We start from the raw sequence: 26030 nt of genomic DNA, 5'->3' as shown, positions 1-26030 counted from the left end.
ATGCATTTTCGTGTTGGAAAAGAAACAGCTCAAATAATTAACAGAGCTTGGTCAAATGGACAACCTGATAAATCATTTTTGGCAGCACTGCGCCATTCAACATCTATAGATAATAGGAAAGCAGTTAATACTTGGCCATTAATTTTTTCGATTATGGATAAACAAGATTTAAGCGTTTCAGGAAAACCAACATTTGCCGAAATAGCAGTTTATACTGGATTACACTGTTATGCAATTTATCAACAGGGAAGTCCTCAACTTGTCTATGCTTCCAATACCAAGGAAAATAATAATAGAACTTTATTTAAAGCTTTATCAATTATCAGAAATCAAAATAACGAAGATGCCTTAGATAGGCGTGTTCGTCAGATTTTAATTAGTACCAATATTGACAGTATAATCAATGAATTACCACATCTTATTGCCATTTTGAAAGCAGCCAATAATAAATCATTAATTGATTTTGGGCAATTAAGTCAAGATTTGTACAACTATCAATTGAATAATTATTTTGCTCGACAAATCAAGCTTAAGTGGGGTCAAGATTATTACTGGATGCAAGAATCAAAAGATAACAAACCGGAGGCAAACAATGGATAACAAAAATTTATACGTAGATATTAATATCCTTCAGACCGTTCCATCTTCAAATATAAATCGTGATGATACTGGTGCTCCTAAAACTGCTATTTATGGAGGCATAATTCGTTCACGTGTTTCATCTCAAAGTTGGAAAAGGGCTGTTCGCCAAGCTTTTGCACAGGAAAGTAACAATGCTACATGGTTAGATGGAATTAGAACGTTGTATGGACCTCAGTTATTAGCTGATGAAATTCAGAAAATTGATGAAAATATTTCTGAAGAAGGTGCAATAGATAAAGCACAAGAAGTCTTTCAAGAAGCCAGAATTAAAATCGACAAAAAGAAACATCAAACAAAGGCTTTATTGATGTTAAGCAATGGTCAAATTGAAAAGCTAGCTAAATATGTAATAGATAATTCAGATATTGATTCAAAGGCTGTTAAGAAAGTGTTACAAAATGATAATTCTTTAGACTTGGCCCTTTTTGGCCGAATGGTAGCAGGTGATTCAGCATTAAATGTTGATGCATCTTGCCAAGTAGCCCATGCTATTTCAACCCATGAAGTCACTCCAGAGTTTGACTACTATGCTGCTGTCGATGATAAACGCCCAGAAGATACAGCAGGTTCAGCAATGTTGGGGACGATTGAGTATAATTCGTCAACTCTTTATCGTTATGCAAATGTAAATGTTAATGAACTAGTTCACAATTTAGGTAATTCAGAAGTAGCTTTGCAAGGATTAAATCTATTCATTAAAGATTTCACAATGTCGATGCCAAGTGGACATCAGAACAGTTTTGCTAATAAAACAGTGCCAAATTATGTGATGGTTACGCTCAGGACAGACACACCAGTAAATCTAGTGTCTGCTTTTGAGGACCCCGTTAAATCGCGCGATGGTTTTGTTCAATCATCAATTACGAAATTAGAGAAAGAATATTCTGATACACAAAAATTTGTTGATGCACCACTCGCAACTTATGTTTTAACTACTAATAAGTCTGTATTGAATTCACAAGTTAATTCTTTAAACGAACTTACTCAGAAAATTTCAGCATATCTAAAAACGAGGCTTGTTAATGAAAACACTGATAATTAAATTAGCTGGTCCATTTCAATCATATGGGAATGAAGCGACTTTTAACCGAAGAACTATTTACCATTATCCATCAAAAAGTGCAGTGATTGGTATAATTGCGGCTGCTTTAGGATATCATCGAGATAATCCTGACATTTTAAAGCTAAATAATATTCAATATGGTGTACGTATCGATCAACCAGGTACGATCATGACAGATTTTCAAATTGTGAAATACAACATAAAAAAATCGCCCAAGATTACCTATCGTGATTATTTACAAGATGCTGTTTTTGTAGTTGGCATTGCAGGTGACGATGCTTTAATAAGCAAAATTGAAAAGGATCTTCATCATCCACATTTTCAACTTTATCTTGGAAGACGTGCTAATGTTCCGGCAGGTCTCTTGCTAACATCTTTAATGAATGAATCGAATTTAGTTGATGTACTGGCACATTACCCATGGCAAGCTTCTGTTTGGTATCAAAAAAAACAGCATTCTGCTACATATTCTGCTGAAGTAATTGTGGATGAAAATTTACTTAACAATAAATTAAATTACTTCGTTAAGGATAATGTTGGGAACTTCAATCAATCTAACCGTTTCCACACTTATCGTTCTGTTAGTAGTATGAGTGTACATATGACCAATCCCTATTATCATCCCAATGATTCTACGCATGATGTTATGTCATTTATTTAAGAAGGAAAATGCCTCATGTATTTATCAAGAGTAGAAATAGATAGTAATAATCATCAGAATTTAAAAAAATTAAGTCACTTAGGTGCTTATCATCATTGGGTTGAGTCATGTTTTCCGACAGAAATAAAATTGGGTGAACGACAACGTCATCTTTGGAGAATCGATCCATTAAATGGCAGACAGTATCTTCTTTTGTTGAGTAACGAGAAACCTGCACTTGATCCGTTTGAACAGTTTGGTATTAAAGGGTCAGCTCAAATTAAAAATTATCAACCATTTCTAAATAAATTGGTTGATGAACAAATAATGAGATTTAGGCTAACAGCGAATCCAACCTATCGTGAAGCAGCAAGTGGCAAAGTATTCCCCCATATTACTGTTGAACAACAAAAATCGTGGCTTCTGAAACAGTCTGTAAAATCTGGATTCAAGTTAATAACAGGAACAAACGATGAGTTAATTTATGACATTGTAAGTCGCGATTGGCCCATTCTTTATCATAAAAGGCGGATACGTTTAAGCAGAGTAACTTTTGAAGGGATTTTGCAGATCACCAATATTGACCAATTTCGCAAGGCCTTATTGACAGGCATTGGACGCGAAAAAGCATTTGGTATGGGTTTGTTAACGGTTATTCCAATAGGTAAAGCAATATGAGCAACAATTTTGGAGCGCCTAAAACGAAACTTAATGACTTAGACAGGACACAAGATAGAATTACTTTTCTATATTTGGAACATGCACGAATCAATAGAAAAGATAGTGCAGTAACTGTATCGACTAAAGATGGTGTTGTGTTCATTCCTTCAGCAATTGTCAGTGTATTAATGTTGGGGCCTGGTGTTGATATCACTCATCGTGCAATGGAATTAATAGGCGATACTGGAATGTCAGTCGTTTGGGTTGGAGAACACGGTGTTAGGCAATATGCACATGGCTGTTCATTGAATCATTCGGCACGTTTCTTGCAAAGTCAAGCTAAACTTGTATCTAATGTACGTTCAAGATTAGCCGTAGCTCGTAAAATGTACCAAATGCGTTTTCCAGATGAAGATGTATCGCACATGACAATGCAACAGCTTAGAGGTAAAGAAGGAGCTAGGATTCGTAGAACATATCTAAAACAGTCCCAAAGAACCGGTGTCGAATGGAAACGACGTGAATATAAAGTTGATGATTTTAACTCTTCTTCTACAATCAATAAGGCTTTAACAGCAGCCCATCAAGCTCTTTATGGATTAAGTTACAGTGTTATAGTAGCAATGGGTGCATCTCCTGGATTAGGATTTGTTCATACAGGGCATGATTTGTCATTTGTTTATGATTTTGCTGATCTTTACAAAGCAAATTATTCCATTCCCGTAGCTTTTGAATCAGCTGCAAAATATGGCGATAAGGATATTGCTGATTGCACTCGTAGAGAAATGCGAGATGTATTTGCTCAAGGTAAACTAATAGTACAGATGGTCAAAGATTTGAAATATTTATTAAATGTCAATGATCAGTCTGAAGTATCAGTAATGCATTTATGGGATGACAAAGAGGGACTGAAGAAATTTGGAGTTCAGTATATGACACCTGATTATGAAGATGATAAATATTGATTGTAATAGCTCTGACTAAAGTCCCTTATTCCTTAAGAGGGGATTTGACTAAATGGTGTCAGGAGATACAGACAGGAATCTATGTGGGTAATGTAAACACTAAAATTCGTGAACGATTATGGCAACGAATCAATGAAAATATTGGTAATGGTGAGGCTACCATTGCTTATAATACTAACAATGAAATTGGTTATACGTTTAGAACTACAAGAAAAAATAAAAAAGTAGTTAGTTTTGATGGCATACCATTGATGATGACATTAAAAAATAGTGATTCTGTTAAGCACGGTTTTAGTAAGGCAGCTCATCTGCATCGTTCGCGACAATTTAGAATGGAACATTGTCATGATAATTATGACGAAATCACATCCTATATTGCCTTGGACATTGAGACTACAGGCTTAAATGCTAGTACTGATAAAATTATTTCTATAGGTGCTATTAAAAATATAGGAAAGAAAGAAGAAACACTGTATGAGCTTGTCAAAATTAATCATAGAGTATCTTCTAGCATTCAAGATATAACAGGTTTGAACAATGCAATACTTGATAGTAAAGGAATTACTATTAAGGAAGCTTTGAATAGACTAAATTCGTTTATAGGAGAGCTGCCTGTTGTTGGTTATAATTTAGCATTTGACCAACGCTTCTTGAGGATGGCTGCTTTGCAGAATAATATTAAACCTATAACTAATTCTTTTGTTGATTTACTTGGGATTGTTAAACAATGCAATAGGTTTTTGGACAATTATCATTTGGCGACTACTTTAAAAAAGTATGGGATAACTAATAATAAACCGCATAATGCTCTTAGTGATGCAAAAGCTACCTGTGAATTAGCTAATAAACTAATTGAAACTGGTAACCTGCATTTATGAAAATGGCTTTATAACAGGGATCTTTTACTGTATTCCCCACGTATGTGGGGGTGATCCTTAAAGCAGCTTAACCGTGACAAGAATAGATAGGTATTCCCCACGTATGTGGGGGTGATCCCAATATTGGTTGAATCTTCGATTAGCTTCATATCGTATTCCCCACGTATGTGGGGGTGATCCTGTTGTGTGATGGCTTTTCATCACTATGTGGTTGCAGTATTCCCCACGTATGTGGGGGTGATCCCAAGATAGCATATGCCGAATATGTACTTATGGAGTATTCCCCACGTATGTGGGGGTGATCCTATCGACGAAGGTACCATGTATATTCGCAGGGATGTATTCCCCACGTATGTGGGGGTGATCCTTACTACCAGCGCAGAATACGATATGCCAGTTAGTATTCCCCACGTATGTGGGGGTGATCCCAGTAGTTTCGAAACACTGAAAAAGTTTGTTACGTATTCCCCACGTATGTGGGGGTGATCCCGTTGAACAAGCCAACACTGGCTTTCCGGCGTGGTATTCCCCACGTATGTGGGGGTGATCCTGAAGCCATAAGCATCTTTAGTAACATCACAGAGTATTCCCCACGTATGTGGGGGTGATCCCCAAGTCACTAACGGTTGGGTTAACAACAACGGGTATTCCCCACGTATGTGGGGGTGATCCTACCGCCCTGGATATCATCAATCAGTGTCTTGAGTATTCCCCACGTATGTGGGGGTGATCCTGACATTCACTTCCACCAGCCAATGCACTTAGGGTATTCCCCACGTATGTGGGGGTGATCCTGTGTTCAAATTGATTTCTAAAATTCTTACTTTGTATTCCCCACGTATGTGGGGGTGATCCTACGTTGAATAGGCCAAAGGATGAAAACAATCAGTATTACCCACGTATGTGGGGGTGATCCCATCAGCTTAGCATAAGGAATGAACTTAAACCGGTATTCCCCACGTATGTGGGGGTGATCCTATATGGATTTACTGCCATTTCATTCATCCTTTGTATTCCCCACGTATGTGGGGGTGATCCCAAGTCCAGCAAGTTCATGTGGGCACCCTGACAGTATTCCCCACGTATGTGGGGGGAGAGTTTTTTTATTGATCCGCCACTTATATTAATATTAGTTTATGTTTTAATTTATCATGTTCATATAGTGATGTTTAGTGGGGAAAGTTATAGAATAGGTGTGCACTATCAGGTACAAGTTAGACAAACAGGTAAGACTGTCGATTTATGTAGAAATTTGTTGCATAATTTTGCACTTGTAATTTACAAAACACAAAATGGATTGTGGTTTTATCGAATCACAATCCATTTTTAAATTAATATATTTAATTACTACTGTGCTAAATTAATAGGTTACAGTATTTATTATTTTTCTTCTTTGCGATTTGCCAACAAATGCCATACAAAGAACATAACGCCAAGAATTAGTCCAAGCCATGCCCAAACTTGAAGGTCTTTATAGATACCAACATTAAAAGCACCTAATAGCCAAACGATAATCATCATTACAAGCCCAGCAATATCACCACCCATTTTTTCCATTTTACGGGTGGCAATGTAAACAATACCAGTAGCTATATATAAGACAGCAACAAAAATACCTGAAGCACCACTATGTGAATTGCTGGCTTCAATAGCGTTGCCAACACCTACAAGCATGGATTGGAAGAAAATAATAACACCAAGAATAATCATAATAATACCTAAAACAAGTTTTGTAACTTTCATGAATTAACCCCCAAAGAAATTCAGCTTTTAAAGTCATCAGTATTTGGACATAAACACTATTAATTATTTTCATTCATTATTTTGGCAGATGGTTGATAGCATAATCAGCCTGTTGTTGGGTAAATTGATCGCCGTCCTGTGATGTGAGCTGATCGCGAATTTCTTCTGTAGACATATCTTGATCTTTTTGATATGATTTAGCACTTGCTAGTGCGTTTTTATTCCAGTTTGCATGAACGTGATTAACCGCATATTGAGCATCTTTTGCTTTGAATTTATCGCCTGCATCACTGGTTAGCTGATCGTAAATTCCTTGTTTTGACATATTCATATCGTGAGCGTAAGTTTCAGCTGAACGTAAAGCTGCTCTTTCTTGAGCGGAAGCATGCGTTACTACAGTACTAGAAGATTTTGAGGAACTTGATGATGATGAAGACTTATCATCATCACTGCCATTGCCACTTGCAATACCAACAATTAATACTATAACAACAATTGCAAGTATCCAAACCCATAAACGTTTGTACCAAGGTTTAACCTCAACGTATATTTTTCCGTCTTTATCTTTAATTTTCTTAGCCATAATAATGACCTCCCCCTAGATTACAGCTTTTAGGGTCTTCAGTTTTTGGACCAAAATCAATTACTTAAAATCCTGCCCGCCATCTCTATTCATCGAAGCACGCATTTGATTAAGTTGATCTTGGTTCATTGGACTGTATTGACCAGTGGAGGGATCATAGTTATATCCTTGGTGCCAAGCGTTGTAACGTTGATAATCAGCATCGGAATTGAAAGAACTACGTTTACGTGTGCCGTCCCATTCAAGACCCTTGCGCATATTTTCCTTGTAAGATTCAGGGATGTTGTCATCATTGCTGCTGGCAGTTTGTTGAGTATCGTTAGAATGGCTATTATTGCTATTTTTATTGGAATTTGTGGATGAGCTGTTTTTAATACTCGACTGGGAACTACTAGAATTAGATTGTGAATTTTTAGTAGTTTTTTTCTTACTTTGTTGAGTATGAGTTTTGTGCTTATGATGTTTCTTAGCTTTTAAGCTCGAGTTTTCAGCTTTAAGCTTGCTAATTTTTGAAGAATTGGTTGCTTGCGAAGAAGAAGGTTGAGTGCCACAGGCGACTAAACCGCTACAGGCGAGCAGAGTAGCACAGAGCAAACTGATTTTTTTCATGATAATTCCCTCATAAAAATTATAATTTTTTATTTCTAAAATCCTTCTTCAGTTTGTTTGCGAATAGTATCATATTGAACGTCTGGATCACCTTCATATGACCCTGCATCGTTCCATTGAGTCATTTTGTGGCCATCAGTTGTATATGATGTGTATTCTTTGAAATTAGCTGGTACATCACTTGGTCGATTATCTTGGCTAGTGTTGTTATTTTGCGAATTAGCATTGTTGCTGGATTGTGTTTGACTGGTCTGTTTAGCATTGCTTGTTTGGGTTGAGGATGTTTGTGCACTACTATTTGCGGTTTCAGACGTAGTTTTGGATTTGCTGTTTTGCTTTTTAACTTTGTGACTCTTGTGTTGGTGATGCTTCTTTGCCTTCAAGCTTGAATTTTCAGCTTTGAGCTTGCTAATTTTTGAAGAATTAGACACTTGCGATGAAGAATGTTGGGTGCCACAGGCGGCTAAACCACTGCAGGCGATCAGAGTAGCACAGAGTAAACCGAGTTTTTTCATTATTATTCCCCCTAGAAAATAAAGTTAATTGCCAGCATACGGATCCTGTCCATTTTGGTACATATGAGTAGCTTGCAATTCCCCAGATGATTTCATGTTATCAGGAGTAGACATTAAAGCATCCCGTGCGGACATCCCATCATGTTCCATTTTGTAAGCAGCAGGTGATTCACCGTATTTGTTAACAAAATCACTCAAGTTGTCAGCAGATGGTTCATCGTTTTGTGCTGCTTGTGCGTTATTTGACTGAGCAGACTGACTGTTATTACTTTGCTGCCTCTGCCCACCATTTTCATTGTTACTAGAACTTGCACTAGATGAACTTTGTGACGCATCATTCTTGTTCACTGCATATTTTTGTCGCTTGTGATGTTTAACATGATGGTGATGCTTTACGACTTTGCTGGACATAGAAGATGATGCTGCTTTTGATGATTTGCTACTGCTCTGATTACCGCAAGCCGCTAAGGATAGGCAGGCGAGGGTAGTGGCTGATAATAATAAAATTCGTTTCAATGTAATCCTCCCAAGGTTGTTCAATAATGCTATTTATTCAGCGCATTATTTTAGCTGAATCCCACTCTTAATGTTATAATGAAACCGTTCCATTGAGCAATAGCTGCCTGATTAGTGTAACGGATTAGCACGTCGGTCCTCGGAACCGAAGATCAGAGTTCGAACCTCTGGTTGGGCATTTTGATATGTTTTTGAGAAATACCGTGACATAATAAAAACAGCCGTAAACCTGGATTTGATAGGATTGCGGCTGCTTTTTGTATTTATGCCCATCTTGTAAAATAGACAGATATTTTAAAGTTGGGACACGAATGGGACGATGAATTTCTGATAAAACAAAACCATTTGCCACTGTAGGTTACCTTTGTATCGACACACTTAAAAGTATCGACATATGCTATAATTTAAGTGAAATGTTGAGGAGGTTTTTAGCATGAAAACGAAAGGGACATTAACATTATCAAAATGGGGCAATAGCCTATCTATTAGAATCCCTAAAAAAGTATTGGATACTTTAAAATTAAAAAATGAAGATAAATTAGATTATCAAGTTAAAGATAACAAGATTGTATTAACACCTGAGAAAAAAGAAAGTCCATTAAGAAAAATGTTTGATGGATTTGATACTGAAGCATATTTCAAAAACACAGCTAAAAACAAAGAGGAAGACTGGGGAGAACCTCAAGGAAAGGAAGATTTTTAATTTTTCTGAACCAGGAATTTGTGCGAAGAATTAATAAAAATCTATTTTTAGGAGAGTTATGATACATGGTACGTTTTAAAGCCCCCAAACAGGGACAGATTTTGTGGACTAACTTAAATCCTACACAAGGTCATGAGCAGCAGGGAAGGTGTCCCGTTTTAGTGGTTTCAAATGATGATTTTAATGAGCTATGTGGAGGAATGGTGAAGGTTGCTTCTATTACAGGCACAATGCGTTCATTCCCACTGCACATTCCAGTTCCAGAAGGATTGCCAATTCATGGTATGGTGAAATTAGAACAAGAACGTAGTATTGATTTAAGTTATCGTGGATATGAATTAGCTTGTGACACACCCCAGGCGTTTATGAACGAAGTGCTAAAAATTATTAGTCGAACATATTGAAACTATTAAACATAAATTGACTAAGACTATATACTCGTTTGGGTATAGTCAGCTTATAGCCTGTTTCATATTTTTAGTGTTAACCCTAAAGATTTAACATTATTATATAAATAAGAATCATATATGGAATTTATAAAAGGACTAACTCATGACCTCCAAACATTTGTCTTCACCAATTATCTTTCCAGGTAAATATGACATGCACACAGCAGATCAATTAGACCAGGATATTAAGGATTATTTTAAAGAACCCCGAGATCAGCATTTACTAACGGATTATCCGACAGTCTATATCATCAATCAATCTCAGAATAGCAAAAAACCAAATTATACGGTTTATGTTGGTGAAACTAATGATATTCAGCGACGTACATGGCAGCATTTGCATACTGATCCATTATCACGGAATGATTGGGACGAATTACAACACGCTCACGATGCAATTATGTACGTAATTGGTCACAAGCATTTCAATAAGTCAATGACTCTGGATATTGAAAATCGAATGATGCATTATTTATCTGGCGTTAGCGCTGTTACTCATTTGAACAATCGAAGGGATAATGCACAAAGTGATTACTACACTGCAGATGAAATGGTGCCAATTTTTAACAAGATCTGGAATCGTCTGCACAAAATCAAGCCTGATTTATTTCCGGTTCAGCGCATTATTGAAGAATCGGCTATCTTTAAAGCATCCCCATTTCATCGGTTGACTCCTCAACAACTAAGAGCAAAGGGCCAGATTATTAAACTGACCGGACAAGCTTTACAAAACAAACAGAAGAGTCAGTTAATTCTGGTTGAGGGTGATGCAGGCACTGGTAAAACAGTGCTTATGAGCAATATTTTTTATGATTTAGCTCATCAGGATAATCAAGCGTTGCAAATAGTAATGATGGTTAACCACAAACAGCAGGAAAAGGTTTATAAGCAAATTGCCGATAAACTGCAAATGAATAATAATGCTCGCATCGAAAAAGCTGCCACCTTTATTAGAAAACATAATCCTGATGATCCCATTGATGCTGCTTTTATTGACGAAGCTCACTTATTGCTGACTCAACGCAGTCAAGCCTATTATGGCCACGGCACGAATGAACTGCTGGATATTATTAAACGAGCACGAGTCATTATCGCTGTCTATGATGACAAGCAGATAGTCAAGAATAGCGAGATCGTCGAAGAAGAGGATCGCAAAGCAATTGAGCGGTGCGTGAAGTATAAGGTTTCCTTAGATAACCAGATGCGCATCGACGCGTCGCCAGCAATGGTTGAATGGCTGCGAAGACTAATAGATGATCAGGTTATTTCCCAGGCACCCAAAGACAACAAGTATGATTTAAGAGTTTTTGATAGTGCTGCTGATATGCAGGAGGCTATTACAGAAAAGGCTAAAGAGAACCAAGATAATGGGATTAGCAGAATGCTGGCCACTTTTGACTGGCCATACTCAAGTGCTGCCAAAAAGGATGGTAGCTTGTGGGAAACGTCAGATGGTTCTTGGCATATGCCATGGAATTTACAATTAAAGCCCACTAAGAAAGATAAGAGCGAAGTTAAGGATATTAAGTATTCGGAGCTTTCATGGGCAGAGCAACCACACACACTAAAAGAAATTGGCTCTACCTACACGATTCAAGGATTTGATCTTAACTATGCTGGCGTCGAAATAGGACCGTCTGTTAAGTTTCGCAATGGCAAAATTATTTTCGATCCTTCTGCTAGTAAAGACAAAAAGGTCTACCAAAAGAGAACGATGCATGATGGATCTAAGCAAGCATTTTCAGAAAAATTAATTAAAAATGAGCTTAATATTTTGTTAACTCGAGGAGTTCATGGCTTATATTTACATGCTTATGACAAGGAGCTGCAGAAAGCATTAAAAAAAGCTGTAGAGTAGATATTGATATTTGTTAATTTCATCGGATTGTTGTTGATCTATGAAGGAGTGTCATTGTTGTGCGAAAAAAGCTAATTACTTCAATGGGAGAGTTTTTACAAAAAGAATTTATGGATCCTCTTAACCTTTCAGCAAATCTAGTGGCTAAGAAAATTAATGTACCTGTTTCGCGTATTCAACATATTCTACAGAATCGTCAAAACGTGGATGCGGACACGTCCATTCGTTTAGGTCGCCTTTTCGGAATGTCAGATCGATTCTTTTTAGACGTGCAAATAGATATTAATGCTCGCAATATAAATCAACAAAATATGAATGAATACAATAAGATCGGATCTATTGTCAAGCCACCAAAATTTAATTAATATACAACAATTGACCTTCCTCTCCTAAAACATATTGCACACTTCTCCCATCGCTGTATAATAACTGACAATATTTATTTTCACTGGGGGAATTCAGAATAGAGGAGGGCCAGGTTCAATGATCAGTAAACTTGGCAAAGAAATCGCTGAGCGTGGGCTTAGCAGTCTTTTATTAACCCCACGAGTCGGCCTAGAGGTTGAAAGACAGCGTATTGATAAGAACGGTAAGATTAGTAAGTTCCCTTATCCAAATAATATTGGCGACCAGCAAACCAATCAGTGGATCACCAATGACTTCATGCAAACGATGTCTGAAGTGGTCACTCCTGTTGCTGATGGCTGGAGCCAGGCTCTGAACTATCTTGAAAAAATGAGTAACATTTTACGTGCTGGTTTGGCTGATGGTGAATATCTTTGGCCCCTGTCCATGCCGCCGGCTTTACCTCTTGACCGCAGTCAGGTCGACGTTGCTCACGCGAGTGAGGAGAAGCGTCGTTATTTCTTTACTTGGCTGAAAATCCATCCCCTTGAAGAGGCTACTCCTTGTGGTTTTCATATCAACATCGGCTTTAACTCTAACATGGTAGCTAAATTAGGCCTTAGCCAGCAGGAGCAGAATGATCTTTACCTCCAAATTGCTCAAGGTTTTTTGCGCTATCGCTTTGTCTTCACTTACTTGTTTGGTGCCAGTCCGCTGGCCGAACAAAACTATTTCATCAGTCAGGAGGGCCCTGATCACCTAGTACGAAGCATTCGGCAAAGCCACTGGGGCTTCGGAACAAAGTTTGATGGTGATTTTTCTAGTTTAGAAAATTACGTTCGACGTATTCATGACGGAGTAGAGAGCGGGGTGCTGTTGGCGGAACACGATTTTCATTCGCCGGTGCGACTGCGTGGTCAGGGCAACGCTGCTGACCTATTGACTAGTGGTATTACTCACCTTGAAGTCAGGCCACTTGACCTCTATCCATGGTCTAGTGTTGGCATTAGCAGTGACGCATTAGCGTTGACCGTTTTAATGGCATCTTTTCTTGCCGTCGAAAATCCACCAGAATTTGATCTGGCAAAAAGTAACGAGCAGAATGAAGAGGTGGCTTTGGAAGCCCCTGGGGCACCAACAAGGTATGAAGATGAAATTCGCGCTTTTTTGGAGAAATTACGAAACTTCACTGCTCAGTTGCAACTTGGCCAAGATTATTATGAACTCTTGGACCGCATCACTAAGATGGTCGATGATCCTGCTTTAACGGTTAGCGGACGGCTTGTTGGGCAAATACACGACAACTCTCTGCTCAGTTTTGGTGTGCGGCAGGCCCGAGCTTTTCAAAGTCGCTCGCGACAGGCTCTCAATGTTTACACTGGCTTTGGGAAAAACAATACCTTAACAGCAGATGAGCTTAGGCAGATTTTGGATTGACTTAATTAATACTCCACAGTTCATTCCTTCAACGGAATTAATCGTGGAGCTTTTTTGTAAAAAGATGCTTCTCGATTTTCCCTATTCATCCCCGCCCCCAAAAGGTGCTATGATATACCGTACAGACATTAGAAGGGTGATTAAGATGAAGAAAGTGTCATTAGTCGACGGGCCTAACCAACACTACAAGGTTAAGGTCGACGGTCAAATTTACGGCGATCTGATCTTTAATGAAGATAAGCACGTGTGGGTGCTGACGACAGAACAGGACGGCAAAAAGCAGTCTAAGTCCTACTATGAGGACCTGGTACTGTCCGTTTCACAAATCACTGGCGATTTAAACGCAGCAGATAAAAAAGATTAATAGGGGCGTGATCTCATGGGCTGCATTCGGATCAACAACATGGTTGTCTACGGTCATAACGGCGTCTATCCAGAGGAACGCAAATTAGGGCAGAAGCTCGAAATCGACGTGGATCTCGCATACCCGATCGAGACCAAAGTGCGCCACGACGACCTGGATGAAACTATCTCATATTCAGACGTTTACAAGTCGGTCAAACAATTTGTCGATGAGCATTCGTATAAATTAATTGAGAGTTTAGCTAACAACTTGCTTCATCACCTGTTGGCTACTTATACCACGGTCGAGGCCATTAAACTGCGTATTCGCAAATACGGGGTGCCGATGGCCGGGGCCTACGATAATGTCGAGATCGAAGTCAGTGGCCGCCATGGAAAATAAGATGGAACGCGCTTATTTGAGCATTGGCACCAATATCGGCGATCGACGCCACAATCTGCAACAGGCGGTGGACATGCTGCCGCTGTTGCCAGAGATCACGGTTGCTGCAGTTTCGCCAATCTACGTCACGGAGCCGGTCGGGGGTGTCATCCAACGCAACTTTTATAACATTGCGGCGGCTCTCGATACCCGCTTGACGCCACTGGAGCTCTTGGATTGGCTGCACGTTATCGAGCAGAGCCTGCACCGCAAACGGATTATCCACTGGGGACCGCGGACGATCGATCTGGATCTCCTGTACTACGGACGGCAGCAGATTGATCTGCCAACCCTGCAGGTGCCACATCCCCAGATCCCACACCGTCGTTTTGTCCTGCAACCGATGTTGGACGTGACGGGTGATGATCCACGGATGCATCGTGACGTCCAACAATTAATCGCTAACACTGACGACCATCATTGGATTAAGCAACTGGGAAGGGGATTGAATTTTGATGGACCAGAAGGCAATTGAATCTGCCGTCACTCAGCTCTTAAGGGCAATTGGCGAAGACCCACAGCGCCCCGGGCTGAAGGAAACGCCCGCACGGGTTGCACGGATGTACGCGGAAGTGGCGTCGTCGATCGGTCACCAGCCGGAAGATTTCACAAACTACAAGGTCTTTCACGTCTACGACAGCCCGCGGATGGTGACGGTGCAACAAATTCCGTTCTATTCGCTGTGTGAGCACCATCTCTTGCCGTTTTTTGGTGAGGCTAGCGTAGCCTACGTTCCGCGTGACGGGCAGGTAATTGGTCTGTCCAAGATTCCGCGGCTGGTCGACTACGTTACCCGTCGCCCGGGGATGCAGGAGCGAGTCACGACCGATTTGGTCAAGGAATTGCAGCGCTTGCTGAATCCGAAGGGTATCGCCGTGGTCATCAATGCCCGTCACATGTGCATGGAGATGCGTGGTATCAACAAGCGTGGCCAGTTTACTTACACCAGCAAGTTCACGGGTGATTTCGACCGTGACCAGTCCTTGCGTGAAGAGTTCCTGGTCCAGGTGCGGGCTCATCATGCCAACATGTAGGTGAGGCAAGGAACTATGAAATTAACAGAAATCACATTAGAAGATCTTCAACAGTCGCAGTCTCTCGCTGCGGCTTTTTTGGCACGGAAAATACAAAGCGACCAGTACCTAGCACTCAACTGGCACCTCGATCGGCCAGAGCAGTGGCCAGCAGTCAAGCAAATGGTCAGCCGGCTCGACGTGCCGCTAGTGCAGCACGATCAAGATTGCCAGTTTTGCCTGCCCATGCCGGCTTTGGCGGTCTTGCGCAAGTGGATGTCTCAATTGGCAGACCCGGAACTGACGACTTCTGCTGCAGAAATTGCCCACAATCACCAGCTGATCTGGCAGGCCGGCCGCTTCAGCTATGATCTGACGACCAAACCGCTCGTCTACGGCATTCTCAATGTCACGCCCGATTCTTTTTATGACGGCGGCCGCTACCTTGATCCGGCTAAGATGCGTTCCCACATCGACGCGATGGTGGGTGCGGGTGCTGATATCATCGAAGTCGGCGGCCAGTCGACGCGGCGGGACCGTTTCGAAGAAGTGGCACCAGCAGAGGAAATTCAGCGCATCGCGCCAGCCATCCGCTATATTCATCAGTACCACCCTGAGGTGGCCATCGCCGTCGATACCTACAAGGCGCCGGTCCTCAAGGCAGCGCTCAGAATGGGGATCGACATTGCCAATGATGTCCACGGCTTCCAGGATAGCGAAATGCGTCGGTTGGTGGCAGAGTCGTCGGTCGGCCTCGTCACGATGTACATGGCCGGCAACCACGATTACGACAATCTGACGGCAGATATCCATCACTTCTTCGAGCAACGGATCGCCGAGTTGACGGGGATGGGCATCGCCCGCGAGCGGATTGCCCTGGATGAGGGAATTGGCTACGCGGCCCATCGCGACGGTTACCAGGACTTCGCGATGATGCGCGGCATCGACCAGTTCATGGATTTGCATCGCCCATTGATGGTGGCCATTTCTCGCAAGGGCTTTGCCAAGCGGCTTTTTAACTTAGACAAAAAAGACCGCCTCCCAGCAACGCTGGTGGCGGAGACTTACATGGCCTTAGCTGGTGGCCGCATTTTGCGCGTCCACGATATCAAAGAGACTGTTCAGTTGGTTCAATTATTGGAGCATATTCAATCGGGCTATTGGACCCGGCCAACACAGCCGACACCCAAAATTTAAATCACGATCATGACGCCGTAGATAATTAGCATCAGGACGAGTGTGATGTTGAGATTAGGGGACCCAAAAGTTTCCCGAATGCGGCGAAAGACGATTTCCATGAGACAAATGGTGAAGATTAAGTAGATAGATTTAATTAAAAGCCAGAGCGGTTGGTCGGTAATATGCCACAGCAGCATCACGATATTGATGGCTAGGACAAGAAAAATTAATAGACGACTGGTCACGATCCAGTTCGTGGCCTTCTTTTCGGTTTTGGCGTGAGTTGCGGCAAGACTGGTGAGGATACACAGAATGGTCGCAATCAAGCTGATGATTGTTAATCTAATTAACATAGCGCCCTCCTTAGGCCCCATTTTACCATTCTTGCAGTGCGTCTGAGTTGAAATTAATCGAAAAAAGAGTAGAATAATTACCGTTATTCTTAAGAGCAGAGGTGTTACCATGGCAAATCAAAGAAAAAAGAATAAGGATCAGCCAAAATATGATTTTGCTGTCGGCGATGTCATTAAGAGCAAAAAGATGGGCCCACTGGACCACGGCTTCACGGGCGAAGTCGAAAAAGTTTACGTCAACTCGGTGATGGTTGGCATTAAGGATTTTGATCCTTCCGATAAGAGCGGGGTAAACGAACTAAACGGCCGTGCCATCGTGCGGATGAAGGACGCCAAAATGATCAAGAAGGTGCCGCGTAAGCCGAAGACCGATGATGACGAAAGTGATGGCGACGACAAGAAATCAACTAAGTCAGCAAAATCAACCAAGACGAAGAAATCAGCAAAAAGTCAAAAAAAGACTGACAAATAGGCTGAAGTAGTCTATAATAATGAGGTGGTTTTAACCACCATGATGCGGGTATAGTTCAGTGGTAAAACTCAAGCTTCCCAAGCTTGCGTCGCGAGTTCGATTCTCGTTACCCGCTTGATAGCGTCGTGGTCTACACGGCGCTTTTTTACGAAGAAGAGTAATAATCGGTCGGCACCTAGCGAATGCGGGATGATGAAAGCCGCATTGCCCAGGGTTATGAAGCGCGCTTCGTACATTGATCTAAATCTTGTTTTGAGTGGAACTAATCTTCAATTAGAGTGGTACCGCGGGAAATTTCTCGTCTCTAGTAAGTCAGGCTTACTAGGGATTTTTTAGTAAGGAGAGTCAAAATGAACGAAAAAGAACAAGTTGCTGCCGCAATTCTCAAGGCCATGCCGGACCTGGACAAGTCTACGGTGATGGATCGCCTGGAACGGCCCAAAGACGATAAAAACGGTGATTATGCACTGCCTACCTTCTTCTTGGCTAAACAGCTGCACCAAGCACCGCAAAAGATTGCGGCTGATCTAGGTTCTAAGATTGACCAGGGATCTTTCGACAAGGTCGTTGTTGCTGGTCCTTACCTCAACTTCTTCTTGAAGAAGGGTAAGGTTGGTGCCGGTGTGCTGGAAACCATCCTCAATGATCCGGAACACTACGGTGATGCCACTCTTGGCAATGGGGCCCACGTCACGATCGACCTGTCTTCCCCGAACATTGCTAAGCCGATGGGGATGGGCCACCTGCGTTCGACCGTCATCGGCAACGCCATCGCTAACATCCTCGCTAAAGTCGGCTATGAACCGATCCGGATCAACCACCTCGGTGACTGGGGCACCCAGTTTGGTAAGCTGATGGCTGCTTACGAGATGTGGGGCGACGAAGCGGCTGTCAAGGCCGACCCGATCAATACCCTGCAAAAGTACTACGTGCGGATCAACACGGAAGCGGACACCCATCCGGAATACAACGACGCCGGTCGTGAATGGTTCAAGAAACTGGAAAGCGGCGACAAAGAAGCAACCCGTCTGTGGAAGTGGTTCCGGCGTGAATCGCTCAAGCGTTTCATGAAGATTTACAAGATGTTGGGTGTGGACTTTGACTCCTACAATGGTGAAGCCTTCTACAACGACAAGATGGATGAAATTCTGCACTTGCTGGAAGACAAGGGCCTGCTGAAGGAAAGTCGCGGGGCCGATATCGTCGACTTAAGTGCATATAACCTCAACCCCGCATTGATCCGCAAGAGTGACGGCGCGACCCTGTACATCACCCGTGACCTGGCAGCAGCTCTCTTCCGGAAGCGGATGTACGGCTTCAAGCAGTCACTCTACGTCGTGGGGGCCGAACAAACTAACCACTTTGCCCAATTAAAGGCAGTGCTCAGTGAGATGGGCTTTACCTGGAGCAAGCAAATTCACCACATCCCATTTGGTCTGATGAGTTTGAACGGCAAGAAGATGTCAACCCGGAAGGGCAACATCGTTCAACTGGAAGACGTGCTGAATGACTCTATCAAGCTGGCTCGTCAACAGATTGCCGAAAAGAATCCGGACCTCGCCAATGCCGATGAAGTGGCCAAGCAGGTCGGTGTCGGCGCCGTTATCTTCCACGACTTGAAGAACGAACGGACCAACGCCATCGACTTCAAGCTGGAAGACGTCGTCAAGTTCGAAGGGGAAACGGGTCCGTATGTTCAATACGCCCGGGCTCGTGCCGAATCGATCCTGCGTAAGGCTGGCAAGCCAAGCTTTGCTGGCGAAGACCTGACTCTGGACGATGCCGAAGCATGGCCGGTTATCAAGCAGCTGGGTCAGTTTGGTGAAACGATCCAACGGGCAGCCGAAAATTACGACCCGTCCTTAATTGGTAAGTACGCCTTGGCACTGGCCAAGCTCTTCAACCAGTACTATGCTCACGTGCGGATTCTGGATGATCACCCGCAGAAGACGGCGCGGTTGGCACTGGTTCAAGCGGTCAGCGATGTCCTCAAGTCCTCACTCCTCTTGCTGGGTGTGAAGGCACCGGACGAGATGTAATCAGTTTCTGCAAATGCAAAACCTAAACTCATCCTCAGCTTGCGGGCTGGGGATCTTTTTTTATGAATTGGTTAAAGTCAGATGGAAAATCAGCCGGTCAACCCGATTATGATAAAATATAGATCTATAAATACGTATGAGGAGAATAAAAATTGATGGACCATGAACCTAACAAGGGTCGTCAACTGGGGGCGCGGCTTCGCAGTTGGCTGACCAAATTTTTTGCTGCGGCCCGCGTTAGCTTTAAACGGTTCTGGCATCGTTTTCAGCTGACCCGTTGGCTGATCGTCCTGTTTTTGACTTTAATTTTAGTTGGCAGCACGTATCTGACGATCGTAGCGAAAACGGCTGGTGTCAAAAATTTGGAAGCCCGGTTGGAACGGCCAACCCAGATTTATGACCATGATGGGAAGTCGGCCGGTAGTTTGTATTCTCAAAAGGGAACCTACGTGAAATTAAGCAATATTTCGGAGAACGTGCCGAACGCGGTTCTCTCGACAGAAGACCGCAACTTCTACCACGAGCATGGTTTTTCCGTCAAAGGGACGGCCCGGGCGATGCTATTACTGGTCAAAAATAAGATCCTGCGGCGTGACTACATCTCTGGTGGTGGGAGTACTTTGACCCAACAACTGGTGAAGAATGCCTTTCTGACCCAGCAGCAGACTTTCTCCCGGAAAGCCAAAGAAATCTTCATTTCCATCGAAGTTGAAAATCAGTACTCGAAGCAAAGCATCCTGACGATGTACCTCAACAATGCCTACTTTGGTCACGGCGTCTGGGGTGTCCAGGATGCGGCTAAGCGCTACTTCGATGAAGACGCTAGTCAGTTGACGGTGCCACAGGCGGCCACTTTGGCGGGGATGCTAACGGCTCCGGGTATTTATGACCCCGTTGAACATCCGCAAGCGACGAAGCAGCGGCGCAACCTGGTGCTGCAGTTGATGGTTGAAAACCATAAGCTCAGCCAAGCCGATGCCGATCGCTACAAAAAGACCGACCTCGTCGTCACGAATGGCTACCACGGTAACGATTCTTACCGCTACCCGTACTACTTTGATGAAGTGATCTCTGAAGCCGCTAGCAAATATCACTTGTCGGAAAAAGCCATTATGAACAACGGCTATAAGATCTATACGAACCTTGATCAGGGCCAGCAGAAGGCTATGCAGGAAGTCTATGATGACGATGATAACTTCCCAGCCAATGCAACTGACGGGACGATGACACAGTCTGCTTCGATCGCAATGAATCCGAAGACTGGCGGTGTCACCGCCATCGTCGGTGGCCGTGGCGATCACGTTTTCCGTGGCTACAACCGGGCAACGCAGATGCGCCGTCAGCCGGGTTCAACCATCAAGCCGTTAGTTGTCTACACACCAGCGCTGAAGGATGGTTATTACTACGACTCCACTTTGCAAGACAAGAAGCAGTCTTACGGGGCTAACCACTACACACCGAAAAACTATAGCGATACTTATAGCGGTAGCGTGCCGATGTACAAAGCTTTGTACAACAGTTTGAACGCACCAGCGGTTTGGCTGCTCAACAAGATTGGGGTAGACGAAGGTTACAAGAGTGCCCAAAAGTTTGGCCTGCCCGTTACCAGTTCTGATAAGAACCTGGCACTGGGCCTTGGGGGAATGACCCACGGGGTTTCTCCTCAACAGATGGTTCGGGCCTACTCAGCCTTTGCCAATAACGGAAAGATGACGACACCGACATATATCGTCAAAATCGAGGACGCTTCTGGCAAGACAATTAAGAAGGCTGGTACCCCGCGGACCAAACGGGTTATGTCGAGTCGGATTGCCCGGCAGATGACCAGCATGATGATCGACGTCTTCAAACTGGGTACCGGGAAAACCGCTAAGCCGGATGGCTACACGATTGCTGGTAAGACCGGGACAACCAATTCGGGTGTCAATGGCTACGGCACTGGTGACCGTGACAAGTGGGTCGTCGGTTATACGCCCGATGTCGTCGTGGCTACTTGGGAAGGTTATGATTCGACTAATGCTAACCACCAGTTGCAAGATATTACTGATCACAGCATCAATTCCCTCTTTAAGACTGAGATGGAAGGGATCTTGCCGAACACGGCTGGCAACAAGTTTGATGTTGAGGATGCCCAGACACGGGCAACCGGTGGAAATAACAGCAGTAGTAGCAGCAATAACACCAGCAAGGAAATCGAGAACTGGTTCAACAATGCCAAGAACCAGAGTGGTCAACTGGGGCAGAAGGTCAACGACTTTGTCAACGGTTTGCGCAGTTTGATCCCTTGATAACAGAATTTGCTCTACAAAGATGCAATTGATTTGTTATAATTATTGGTGGATTTTATTTTAGGAGGATATACGATGGTAGTTAACATTTACGACACCGCCAACGAAATGGAAGAACAGATGAACAAAACGCAGGAATTCACTGCGCTGAAGAAGGCTTTTGCTGACATGCAAAACGACCCCGACTCCATGCTGCTCTTCACTAAGTTCCAATCCAAGCAAATGGAACTGCAAAAGAAGCAACAGGCTGGCCAGCAACCAACTCAGGATGAGATCAAGGAAATGCAGGACTTGGCCCAACAATTTAGTTCTAAGCCACTGATCAAGACCTTGATGGAAAAGGAACAGGCAATGGACAACATGCTCCAGCAGTTAAACGAAATTATTACGGGCCCAATCCGTAACCTGTATAATTCCGTGATGCCAAACCAAAACAACAACGATCAGAAGTAAAAACTGATATTTTAGTCAAAACAGGGGCTTGTGATGTAAATGGATCGCAAGTCCCTGTTTGGCGTATTAGAGAGGGGTGCATTCATTGAAATTTATTCATACAGGTGACCTCCATCTTGACAGTCCATTTCGGGGGTTGGCAAGTCAAGTTCCGGCAGGATTACATCAGCAAATTCAGCTATCAACTTATCAGGCTTTTGCACAAATTATCGACTTGGCTATCCGGCAAAGGGTCGACTTCGTTTTGATTGTCGGAGACATTTTTGATCGTGATCGTCATAGTGTTAAAGCCGAAGATTTCTTTATTCGACAGTGCCAGCGGTTAGCTGACCAGAATATTCCGGCTTATTTGAGCTATGGTAACCACGATTACCAAAACGTGGCTAGCGACCAGATGCTTTTGCCAGACAACGTGCACGTCTTTGGCAATGAAGTTGAAACGAAAACCTTGACCCTCAAAGACGGGCGACAAGTTAAAATTGCCGGCTTCAGCTATGGTCGCAAGTGGATTCAAGAAAACATGGTTGATGAGTATCCGCTGGGGCAAAACGCTGATTTCTGTATCGGCATGCTGCACGGTCAGGTCGCTAATGGTCATGATGACAATTACGCACCCTTTAAGGTCGAACAGCTATTGAGCCGTCATTACGATTACTGGGCACTCGGCCATATCCACAAGCACCAGATCTTAAACGAGCAGCCACCGGTCGTTTACTGCGGCAATCCCCAGGGCCGGCATATCAACGAATCAGGATCTCATGGTTGTTACTTGGTCGAAGAAAATAACGAAAAATTAGTGCCACGTTTTGTATCGACGGACGTGATCAAGTGGGCAACGCTGGATGTTGATGTGAATGGTGAAGCCCAAAATGAACGGACGCTGCGGGCAAAGGTGATGAACCTAGCTGAGGAGTTTGCCGAACAGCAGCAAGAGAAGCTGACGATGCTCAACATCAGTTTGCATGTAAAAGACGGCGATACAGCCAATGTTGATATCGACAAGCTGTTAGAGCAGCTGCAGGCTGCCCAGAGTCATGCCAATCCGTTAACTTGGTGGCCGGCTCATGCCCAAGTTGATGGTCAACGGGCAATGCCCACTTTAACGGAAGCTGACCGTCCATATTGGGATTCGGCTGCTAAAGAAGTCTTTAGTCAGCAGGGTCTGGCAGCGCTTGTCGATGATGACAAGAATTTAAGTGCCGATTACATTCGTCATTACTTGAATTCTCCGGATTTGATGAAACAGTTTCAACAGACTGCGACTGAGTTGTTAGGAAGGGGGCAAAACGAAGATGAAGATTCTGGCGATTAAAATCGATGGCTTCGGCAAGTGGGTTGATGTTAATCTCCCGCTTGACAGCCATTTGCAAGCAATTTACGGCCCCAATGAAGCTGGCAAATCCACTTTGGTGACGTTTATTTTGAGTGTTCTCTTTGGTTTTGCCAATGGTCGCGGTAAAAACAAGTACGAGCGCTATATTCCCCGGGAAACGGAAGCTTACGGCGGTTCCCTTTTAGTCGAACACCAGGGACAGCGTTACTGGATTAACCGCAGCAAGGGTAGTCGCGGTGGCAACGTGCAGATCACTGATGAAAATGGCCAAGCCAGCAAGATGACTCTGCACGAATTGCTAGGCCCACTGAATCTTGATTTAGTGCGGAACGTCTTTTACTTTGACCAGGGTGAACTATCGACGGTTAGCGACGTAACTGACGACCAGCTCAAGCAAAATCTTCAGCAGGTTGGTGCCGTTGGTAGTATGCGCTGGCAGGAGAAAAAAGAGGAATTAGATTCACAAGCAAAACGCCTTTATGGTGTCCGTGCGAATACGCGACCGCTGAACGTCGCACTAAAAGAAGTTGATCGGCTTGATAGCCAACTGGCGACGGCTCAAGAAAACAACCAGCAGTACGTCCAATTTCAAAAAGACCTGTCGACGAAGCAGAAGCAACTGCAGCAACTAAGTACTGATTTGCAATCAGCCCAAAAGGATCAGGAAGAAGCGGTACGGCTGCAGCGTTTGTGGCCGGTTTATCAGCAATTTAAAGATGCATCGGATAACAAAAAGCAGCAGCATCAAGCCAGTGATGACCAAATCGTTAAGCTGCAGCAGATACGTGCTCAGGAACCGGAATTAAAGCGTTCAGTGATTCAGAAGCGACAAAAGATCGGCCAAATTGGAAGCAAGCTGCAGCAGATCAATCAGAACCAAATCCAGTCCTACGCTGCTAGGTGGCGGGAGAATAATGATCCGCGTCCACTATTGAAGAAAATTCAAGCAGATGTGCTGGCCCACCAGCGTCAAGCAAGTAAAGTCCAAGATCAGCAAAATGAGTTGGCCAAGCTTGAGCAGAAGTACGGCAAACCTTTGCCGGATCCGCTCAATGATAGTGAGGTGCAGCAGGTTCAGCAATTGATGAACCAGCAAAACTCGCAGCATACCTTCCAAGGGCTACTAACGCCTGGTTCACTTGTTTTAGGATTGGGTATTCTGTTGATGATTGTCGGCTTAGCCCTTCCTAACGTGACCTTGACCTTGATTGCCTGTCTCGTCTTAGTTGCCGGTGGGTACCTGCTTTATCTGCAGTCCAGGAAGAAGCGGTCGAGTGACAACAACCAGGAGGCAATTGCTCAATTTGGTCGTGATCATGATCTGGATAGATACCCAGTGGATAACTGGCTGGCCATGCAGGGTGATCTGCATCACGGTCAGGACTTAGAACAGGCTATTAGCTCTTATGATAAAGAAGGACAGCATCTTCAAGATCTGCAGAAACAGTGGAGCCAGCGCTTCCCCGATTTCAATACGGCAGCCAGCAACGATTTTTGGCAGCAGCTGCTTAACAATCTGGATCAACTCGAACGGTCGTACCAGCGGTGGGAACAACTGCAGGATGAGCTGAAGACAGCTGAAGAAGATATGGCGCACAGTCGTGATCAATTGCTGCATGATGAGCAAGTCAAAAAAGCTGGTTACCAGCAGCTTAAAGTTACTGATGATAAAGATTTTGAGCGGTATCTGAAAGACCGCACTGCTTCGATCAAGAGTGATGCCCAGGTTGAAGCCACTTCCCAGCAATTGAAACCAGCAGATCGGCAAGCCTTGGAAGCGTTGGGGACGGCTAAGAAGATCGACCAAAATGTCCTGGATAGGCAAAAAGCAGTTAGTCAGCTGATGGCACGTCAGAACCAATTGACCGCCGATCAAGAGTCGCTGAAAGTTCAACTGCACCACCTGGTTAAGGACGGCACAGTGACCGAATTAGAACAGCAGTTGGCCAATGCCCAAGCCAAGGTCAACCAACTGTTAAAGCAATACTTGAGCTTGCGTTTGACGGAGGAGTGGATCAGTCGCTCTCTGGAAAAGGCATCGGCTGACCGCTACCCATTGATTTTGCAACGCGCCGTTGAATACTTTAAGTTATTGACTGATGGTCATTATCAAAATATTGACTTTGACGACAAGGGTAATTTGATGGTCACTTCCGCTGATCGTCTGCAGTTCAATATCAATGAATTGTCGACCGGGACGGCAGAACAGCTGTATGTTGCACTGCGACTAGGCTTTATCAAAGTCATGAGTGACACGATCGAATTTCCATTGATTATCGATGATGGTTTCGTCAACTTTGACCGCATTCGTAAGCAGAAGATGATTGAACTACTCCAGTCGATGGCTGAGACCGGTCAAGTGATCTACCTAACCGCAGACGACCGCATTTGCGACAAGCAAAATGACATTTCGGTACTGAATCTGGCCCAGTCCAGTGAAGAAAATTTGAAGTAATAATAAAGAATTTTGCCATTTGATTGCCGTTTTAACGGTTTGTGTTATAGTAGAA

The 26030-nt window shown here is 43.5% G+C and carries 28 protein-coding genes, 2 tRNA genes and 1 CRISPR repeat array; of the genes, 24 read left to right on the top strand and 6 right to left on the bottom strand.

Annotation, left to right across the window (positions count from 1 at the left end; translation table 11 throughout):
* From casB to cas2e, 6 genes are read left to right on the top strand one after another with little or no spacing between them, the layout of a single operon-like run.
* Nucleotides 1-600 (top strand): type I-E CRISPR-associated protein Cse2/CasB, encoded by a 600-nt coding sequence (gene casB / locus AB3114_RS05560; RefSeq protein ID WP_367342269.1) that lies wholly within the window; start codon nt 1-3, stop codon nt 598-600.
* On the top strand, nt 593-1684 hold the full coding sequence (gene cas7e / locus AB3114_RS05555; protein WP_367342268.1) for a type I-E CRISPR-associated protein Cas7/Cse4/CasC: 1092 nt from the start codon (nt 593-595) through the stop codon (nt 1682-1684). The genes casB and cas7e overlap by 8 nt, the downstream gene beginning before the upstream one ends.
* Nucleotides 1665-2366, top strand: coding sequence for a type I-E CRISPR-associated protein Cas5/CasD (gene cas5e / locus AB3114_RS05550; RefSeq protein WP_367342267.1), 702 nt, complete (start codon nt 1665-1667; stop codon nt 2364-2366). Before cas7e ends, cas5e begins: the two co-directional genes overlap by 20 nt.
* Nucleotides 2367-2381: 15 nt before the next feature.
* The gene (gene cas6e, locus AB3114_RS05545) at nt 2382-3023 is read left to right on the top strand and encodes a type I-E CRISPR-associated protein Cas6/Cse3/CasE (RefSeq protein WP_367342266.1); all 642 of its coding nucleotides are present in this window, start codon (nt 2382-2384) and stop codon (nt 3021-3023) included.
* Nucleotides 3020-3970 (top strand): type I-E CRISPR-associated endonuclease Cas1e, encoded by a 951-nt coding sequence (gene cas1e / locus AB3114_RS05540; protein ID WP_367342265.1) that lies wholly within the window; start codon nt 3020-3022, stop codon nt 3968-3970. Before cas6e ends, cas1e begins: the two co-directional genes overlap by 4 nt.
* A complete protein-coding gene (gene cas2e / locus AB3114_RS05535; protein ID WP_367342264.1) occupies nt 3967-4848 on the top strand; it encodes a type I-E CRISPR-associated endoribonuclease Cas2e in 882 nt (293 codons plus the stop codon). The genes cas1e and cas2e overlap by 4 nt, the downstream gene beginning before the upstream one ends.
* 29 nt (nt 4849-4877) lie before the next feature.
* A CRISPR array of direct repeats spans nt 4878-5947; the repeat unit is 28 nt; unit sequence GTATTCCCCACGTATGTGGGGGTGATCC.
* A gap of 281 nt (nt 5948-6228) precedes the next feature.
* On the opposite strand, the gene AB3114_RS05530 is transcribed toward cas2e, so the two are convergent.
* The 5 genes from AB3114_RS05530 to AB3114_RS05510 all read right to left on the bottom strand — a co-directional run bounded on the left by AB3114_RS05530 (nt 6229) and on the right by AB3114_RS05510 (nt 8814).
* Nucleotides 6229-6591, bottom strand: coding sequence for a hypothetical protein (locus AB3114_RS05530; protein ID WP_367342263.1), 363 nt, complete (start codon nt 6589-6591; stop codon nt 6229-6231).
* 76 nt (nt 6592-6667) lie between these two features.
* Complete coding sequence (locus AB3114_RS05525) at nt 6668-7174, bottom strand: Ltp family lipoprotein (protein WP_367342262.1); 507 nt, start codon at nt 7172-7174, stop codon at nt 6668-6670.
* A gap of 60 nt (nt 7175-7234) precedes the next feature.
* Nucleotides 7235-7783 (bottom strand): hypothetical protein, encoded by a 549-nt coding sequence (locus AB3114_RS05520; protein ID WP_367342261.1) that lies wholly within the window; start codon nt 7781-7783, stop codon nt 7235-7237.
* A 35-nt stretch (nt 7784-7818) separates the two neighbouring features.
* Entirely contained in the window at nt 7819-8298 is a 480-nt protein-coding gene (locus tag AB3114_RS05515) for a hypothetical protein (protein WP_367342260.1), read from the bottom strand.
* Nucleotides 8299-8322: 24 nt separating this feature from the next.
* Nucleotides 8323-8814: a hypothetical protein gene (locus AB3114_RS05510; protein ID WP_367342259.1), complete on the bottom strand. Its 492-nt coding sequence runs from the start codon at nt 8812-8814 to the stop codon at nt 8323-8325.
* Between the two features lie 105 nt (nt 8815-8919).
* Between AB3114_RS05510 and AB3114_RS05505 the strand changes: the two genes are divergently transcribed.
* The 11 genes from AB3114_RS05505 (at nt 8920) to folP (ending at nt 16600) form a co-directional block, all read left to right on the top strand.
* Nucleotides 8920-8992, top strand: a tRNA-Arg gene (locus AB3114_RS05505).
* 255 nt (nt 8993-9247) lie between these two features.
* Complete coding sequence (locus AB3114_RS05500) at nt 9248-9517, top strand: AbrB/MazE/SpoVT family DNA-binding domain-containing protein (RefSeq protein WP_367342258.1); 270 nt, start codon at nt 9248-9250, stop codon at nt 9515-9517.
* Nucleotides 9518-9582: 65 nt separating this feature from the next.
* Nucleotides 9583-9921 carry a type II toxin-antitoxin system PemK/MazF family toxin gene (locus AB3114_RS05495; RefSeq protein WP_367342257.1) on the top strand — a complete coding sequence of 113 codons (339 nt, stop codon included), beginning with the start codon at nt 9583-9585 and terminating at the stop codon, nt 9919-9921.
* 148 nt (nt 9922-10069) lie between these two features.
* Nucleotides 10070-11824: a DUF2075 domain-containing protein gene (locus AB3114_RS05490; RefSeq protein ID WP_367342256.1), complete on the top strand. Its 1755-nt coding sequence runs from the start codon at nt 10070-10072 to the stop codon at nt 11822-11824.
* Between the two features lie 59 nt (nt 11825-11883).
* Entirely contained in the window at nt 11884-12189 is a 306-nt protein-coding gene (locus tag AB3114_RS05485; protein ID WP_367342255.1) for a HigA family addiction module antitoxin, read from the top strand.
* Between the two features lie 118 nt (nt 12190-12307).
* On the top strand, nt 12308-13606 hold the full coding sequence (locus AB3114_RS05480; protein WP_367342254.1) for a glutamate--cysteine ligase: 1299 nt from the start codon (nt 12308-12310) through the stop codon (nt 13604-13606).
* A gap of 145 nt (nt 13607-13751) precedes the next feature.
* On the top strand, nt 13752-13970 hold the full coding sequence (locus AB3114_RS05475) for a hypothetical protein (protein ID WP_367342253.1): 219 nt from the start codon (nt 13752-13754) through the stop codon (nt 13968-13970).
* 15 nt (nt 13971-13985) lie between these two features.
* A complete protein-coding gene (folB, locus tag AB3114_RS05470) occupies nt 13986-14351 on the top strand; it encodes a dihydroneopterin aldolase (protein ID WP_367342252.1) in 366 nt (121 codons plus the stop codon).
* A complete protein-coding gene (gene folK / locus AB3114_RS05465) occupies nt 14341-14865 on the top strand; it encodes a 2-amino-4-hydroxy-6-hydroxymethyldihydropteridine diphosphokinase (RefSeq protein ID WP_367342251.1) in 525 nt (174 codons plus the stop codon). Before folB ends, folK begins: the two co-directional genes overlap by 11 nt.
* Nucleotides 14846-15424 (top strand): GTP cyclohydrolase I FolE, encoded by a 579-nt coding sequence (folE, locus tag AB3114_RS05460; protein WP_367342250.1) that lies wholly within the window; start codon nt 14846-14848, stop codon nt 15422-15424. Before folK ends, folE begins: the two co-directional genes overlap by 20 nt.
* 15 nt (nt 15425-15439) lie before the next feature.
* Nucleotides 15440-16600, top strand: coding sequence for a dihydropteroate synthase (gene folP, locus AB3114_RS05455; RefSeq protein WP_367342249.1), 1161 nt, complete (start codon nt 15440-15442; stop codon nt 16598-16600).
* Here the strand turns inward: folP and AB3114_RS05450 are convergent.
* Nucleotides 16597-16935 carry a DUF1516 family protein gene (locus AB3114_RS05450; protein WP_367342248.1) on the bottom strand — a complete coding sequence of 113 codons (339 nt, stop codon included), beginning with the start codon at nt 16933-16935 and terminating at the stop codon, nt 16597-16599. The two genes, folP and AB3114_RS05450, sit on opposite strands and share 4 nt — an antisense overlap.
* Before the next feature lie 109 nt (nt 16936-17044).
* Between AB3114_RS05450 and AB3114_RS05445 the strand changes: the two genes are divergently transcribed.
* The 7 genes from AB3114_RS05445 (at nt 17045) to AB3114_RS05415 (ending at nt 25975) form a co-directional block, all read left to right on the top strand.
* Nucleotides 17045-17407 carry a hypothetical protein gene (locus tag AB3114_RS05445; RefSeq protein ID WP_367342247.1) on the top strand — a complete coding sequence of 121 codons (363 nt, stop codon included), beginning with the start codon at nt 17045-17047 and terminating at the stop codon, nt 17405-17407.
* 44 nt (nt 17408-17451) lie between these two features.
* Nucleotides 17452-17522: transfer RNA gene (locus AB3114_RS05440), tRNA-Gly, on the top strand.
* Between the two features lie 235 nt (nt 17523-17757).
* Nucleotides 17758-19446 carry an arginine--tRNA ligase gene (gene argS, locus AB3114_RS05435; RefSeq protein WP_367342246.1) on the top strand — a complete coding sequence of 563 codons (1689 nt, stop codon included), beginning with the start codon at nt 17758-17760 and terminating at the stop codon, nt 19444-19446.
* A 155-nt stretch (nt 19447-19601) separates the two neighbouring features.
* Nucleotides 19602-21734 (top strand): PBP1A family penicillin-binding protein, encoded by a 2133-nt coding sequence (locus AB3114_RS05430; protein ID WP_367342245.1) that lies wholly within the window; start codon nt 19602-19604, stop codon nt 21732-21734.
* A gap of 75 nt (nt 21735-21809) precedes the next feature.
* Nucleotides 21810-22187 (top strand): YlbF family regulator, encoded by a 378-nt coding sequence (locus tag AB3114_RS05425; RefSeq protein WP_367342244.1) that lies wholly within the window; start codon nt 21810-21812, stop codon nt 22185-22187.
* 85 nt (nt 22188-22272) lie between these two features.
* Nucleotides 22273-23499 (top strand): exonuclease SbcCD subunit D, encoded by a 1227-nt coding sequence (locus AB3114_RS05420; protein ID WP_367342243.1) that lies wholly within the window; start codon nt 22273-22275, stop codon nt 23497-23499.
* Nucleotides 23480-25975 (top strand): AAA family ATPase, encoded by a 2496-nt coding sequence (locus tag AB3114_RS05415; protein WP_367342242.1) that lies wholly within the window; start codon nt 23480-23482, stop codon nt 25973-25975. Before AB3114_RS05420 ends, AB3114_RS05415 begins: the two co-directional genes overlap by 20 nt.
* Nucleotides 25976-26030: the final 55 nt, after the last annotated feature.

Source organism: Limosilactobacillus sp. (assembly GCF_040772465.1).
Classification (GTDB): Bacteria; Bacillota; Bacilli; order Lactobacillales; family Lactobacillaceae; genus Limosilactobacillus.
Note: the sequence above shows the minus strand (reverse complement) of the source record. Positions and strands in the feature narration are given on the sequence as shown.

What these genes read in the sequence shown, in the direction of transcription:
- cas1e (WP_367342265.1), top strand. Translation starts at nt 3,020, where the DNA reads ATGAGCAACAATTTTGGAGCGCCTAAAACGAAACTTAATGACTTAGAC.
- AB3114_RS05495 (WP_367342257.1), top strand. Translation starts at nt 9,583, where the DNA reads ATGGTACGTTTTAAAGCCCCCAAACAGGGACAGATTTTGTGGACTAAC.
- folE (WP_367342250.1), top strand. Translation starts at nt 14,846, where the DNA reads ATGGACCAGAAGGCAATTGAATCTGCCGTCACTCAGCTCTTAAGGGCA.
- AB3114_RS05475 (WP_367342253.1), top strand. Translation starts at nt 13,752, where the DNA reads ATGAAGAAAGTGTCATTAGTCGACGGGCCTAACCAACACTACAAGGTT.
- argS (WP_367342246.1), top strand. Translation starts at nt 17,758, where the DNA reads ATGAACGAAAAAGAACAAGTTGCTGCCGCAATTCTCAAGGCCATGCCG.
- cas7e (WP_367342268.1), top strand. Translation starts at nt 593, where the DNA reads ATGGATAACAAAAATTTATACGTAGATATTAATATCCTTCAGACCGTT.
- AB3114_RS05425 (WP_367342244.1), top strand. Translation starts at nt 21,810, where the DNA reads ATGGTAGTTAACATTTACGACACCGCCAACGAAATGGAAGAACAGATG.
- AB3114_RS05500 (WP_367342258.1), top strand. Translation starts at nt 9,248, where the DNA reads ATGAAAACGAAAGGGACATTAACATTATCAAAATGGGGCAATAGCCTA.
- folP (WP_367342249.1), top strand. Translation starts at nt 15,440, where the DNA reads ATGAAATTAACAGAAATCACATTAGAAGATCTTCAACAGTCGCAGTCT.
- AB3114_RS05530 (WP_367342263.1), bottom strand. Translation starts at nt 6,591, where the DNA reads ATGAAAGTTACAAAACTTGTTTTAGGTATTATTATGATTATTCTTGGT.
- AB3114_RS05445 (WP_367342247.1), top strand. Translation starts at nt 17,045, where the DNA reads ATGGCAAATCAAAGAAAAAAGAATAAGGATCAGCCAAAATATGATTTT.
- cas5e (WP_367342267.1), top strand. Translation starts at nt 1,665, where the DNA reads ATGAAAACACTGATAATTAAATTAGCTGGTCCATTTCAATCATATGGG.
- AB3114_RS05430 (WP_367342245.1), top strand. Translation starts at nt 19,602, where the DNA reads ATGGACCATGAACCTAACAAGGGTCGTCAACTGGGGGCGCGGCTTCGC.
- AB3114_RS05415 (WP_367342242.1), top strand. Translation starts at nt 23,480, where the DNA reads ATGAAGATTCTGGCGATTAAAATCGATGGCTTCGGCAAGTGGGTTGAT.
- folK (WP_367342251.1), top strand. Translation starts at nt 14,341, where the DNA reads ATGGAAAATAAGATGGAACGCGCTTATTTGAGCATTGGCACCAATATC.
- AB3114_RS05480 (WP_367342254.1), top strand. Translation starts at nt 12,308, where the DNA reads ATGATCAGTAAACTTGGCAAAGAAATCGCTGAGCGTGGGCTTAGCAGT.
- AB3114_RS05520 (WP_367342261.1), bottom strand. Translation starts at nt 7,783, where the DNA reads ATGAAAAAAATCAGTTTGCTCTGTGCTACTCTGCTCGCCTGTAGCGGT.
- AB3114_RS05515 (WP_367342260.1), bottom strand. Translation starts at nt 8,298, where the DNA reads ATGAAAAAACTCGGTTTACTCTGTGCTACTCTGATCGCCTGCAGTGGT.
- AB3114_RS05450 (WP_367342248.1), bottom strand. Translation starts at nt 16,935, where the DNA reads ATGTTAATTAGATTAACAATCATCAGCTTGATTGCGACCATTCTGTGT.
- casB (WP_367342269.1), top strand. Translation starts at nt 1, where the DNA reads ATGCATTTTCGTGTTGGAAAAGAAACAGCTCAAATAATTAACAGAGCT.
- AB3114_RS05490 (WP_367342256.1), top strand. Translation starts at nt 10,070, where the DNA reads ATGACCTCCAAACATTTGTCTTCACCAATTATCTTTCCAGGTAAATAT.
- AB3114_RS05525 (WP_367342262.1), bottom strand. Translation starts at nt 7,174, where the DNA reads ATGGCTAAGAAAATTAAAGATAAAGACGGAAAAATATACGTTGAGGTT.
- folB (WP_367342252.1), top strand. Translation starts at nt 13,986, where the DNA reads ATGGGCTGCATTCGGATCAACAACATGGTTGTCTACGGTCATAACGGC.
- cas6e (WP_367342266.1), top strand. Translation starts at nt 2,382, where the DNA reads ATGTATTTATCAAGAGTAGAAATAGATAGTAATAATCATCAGAATTTA.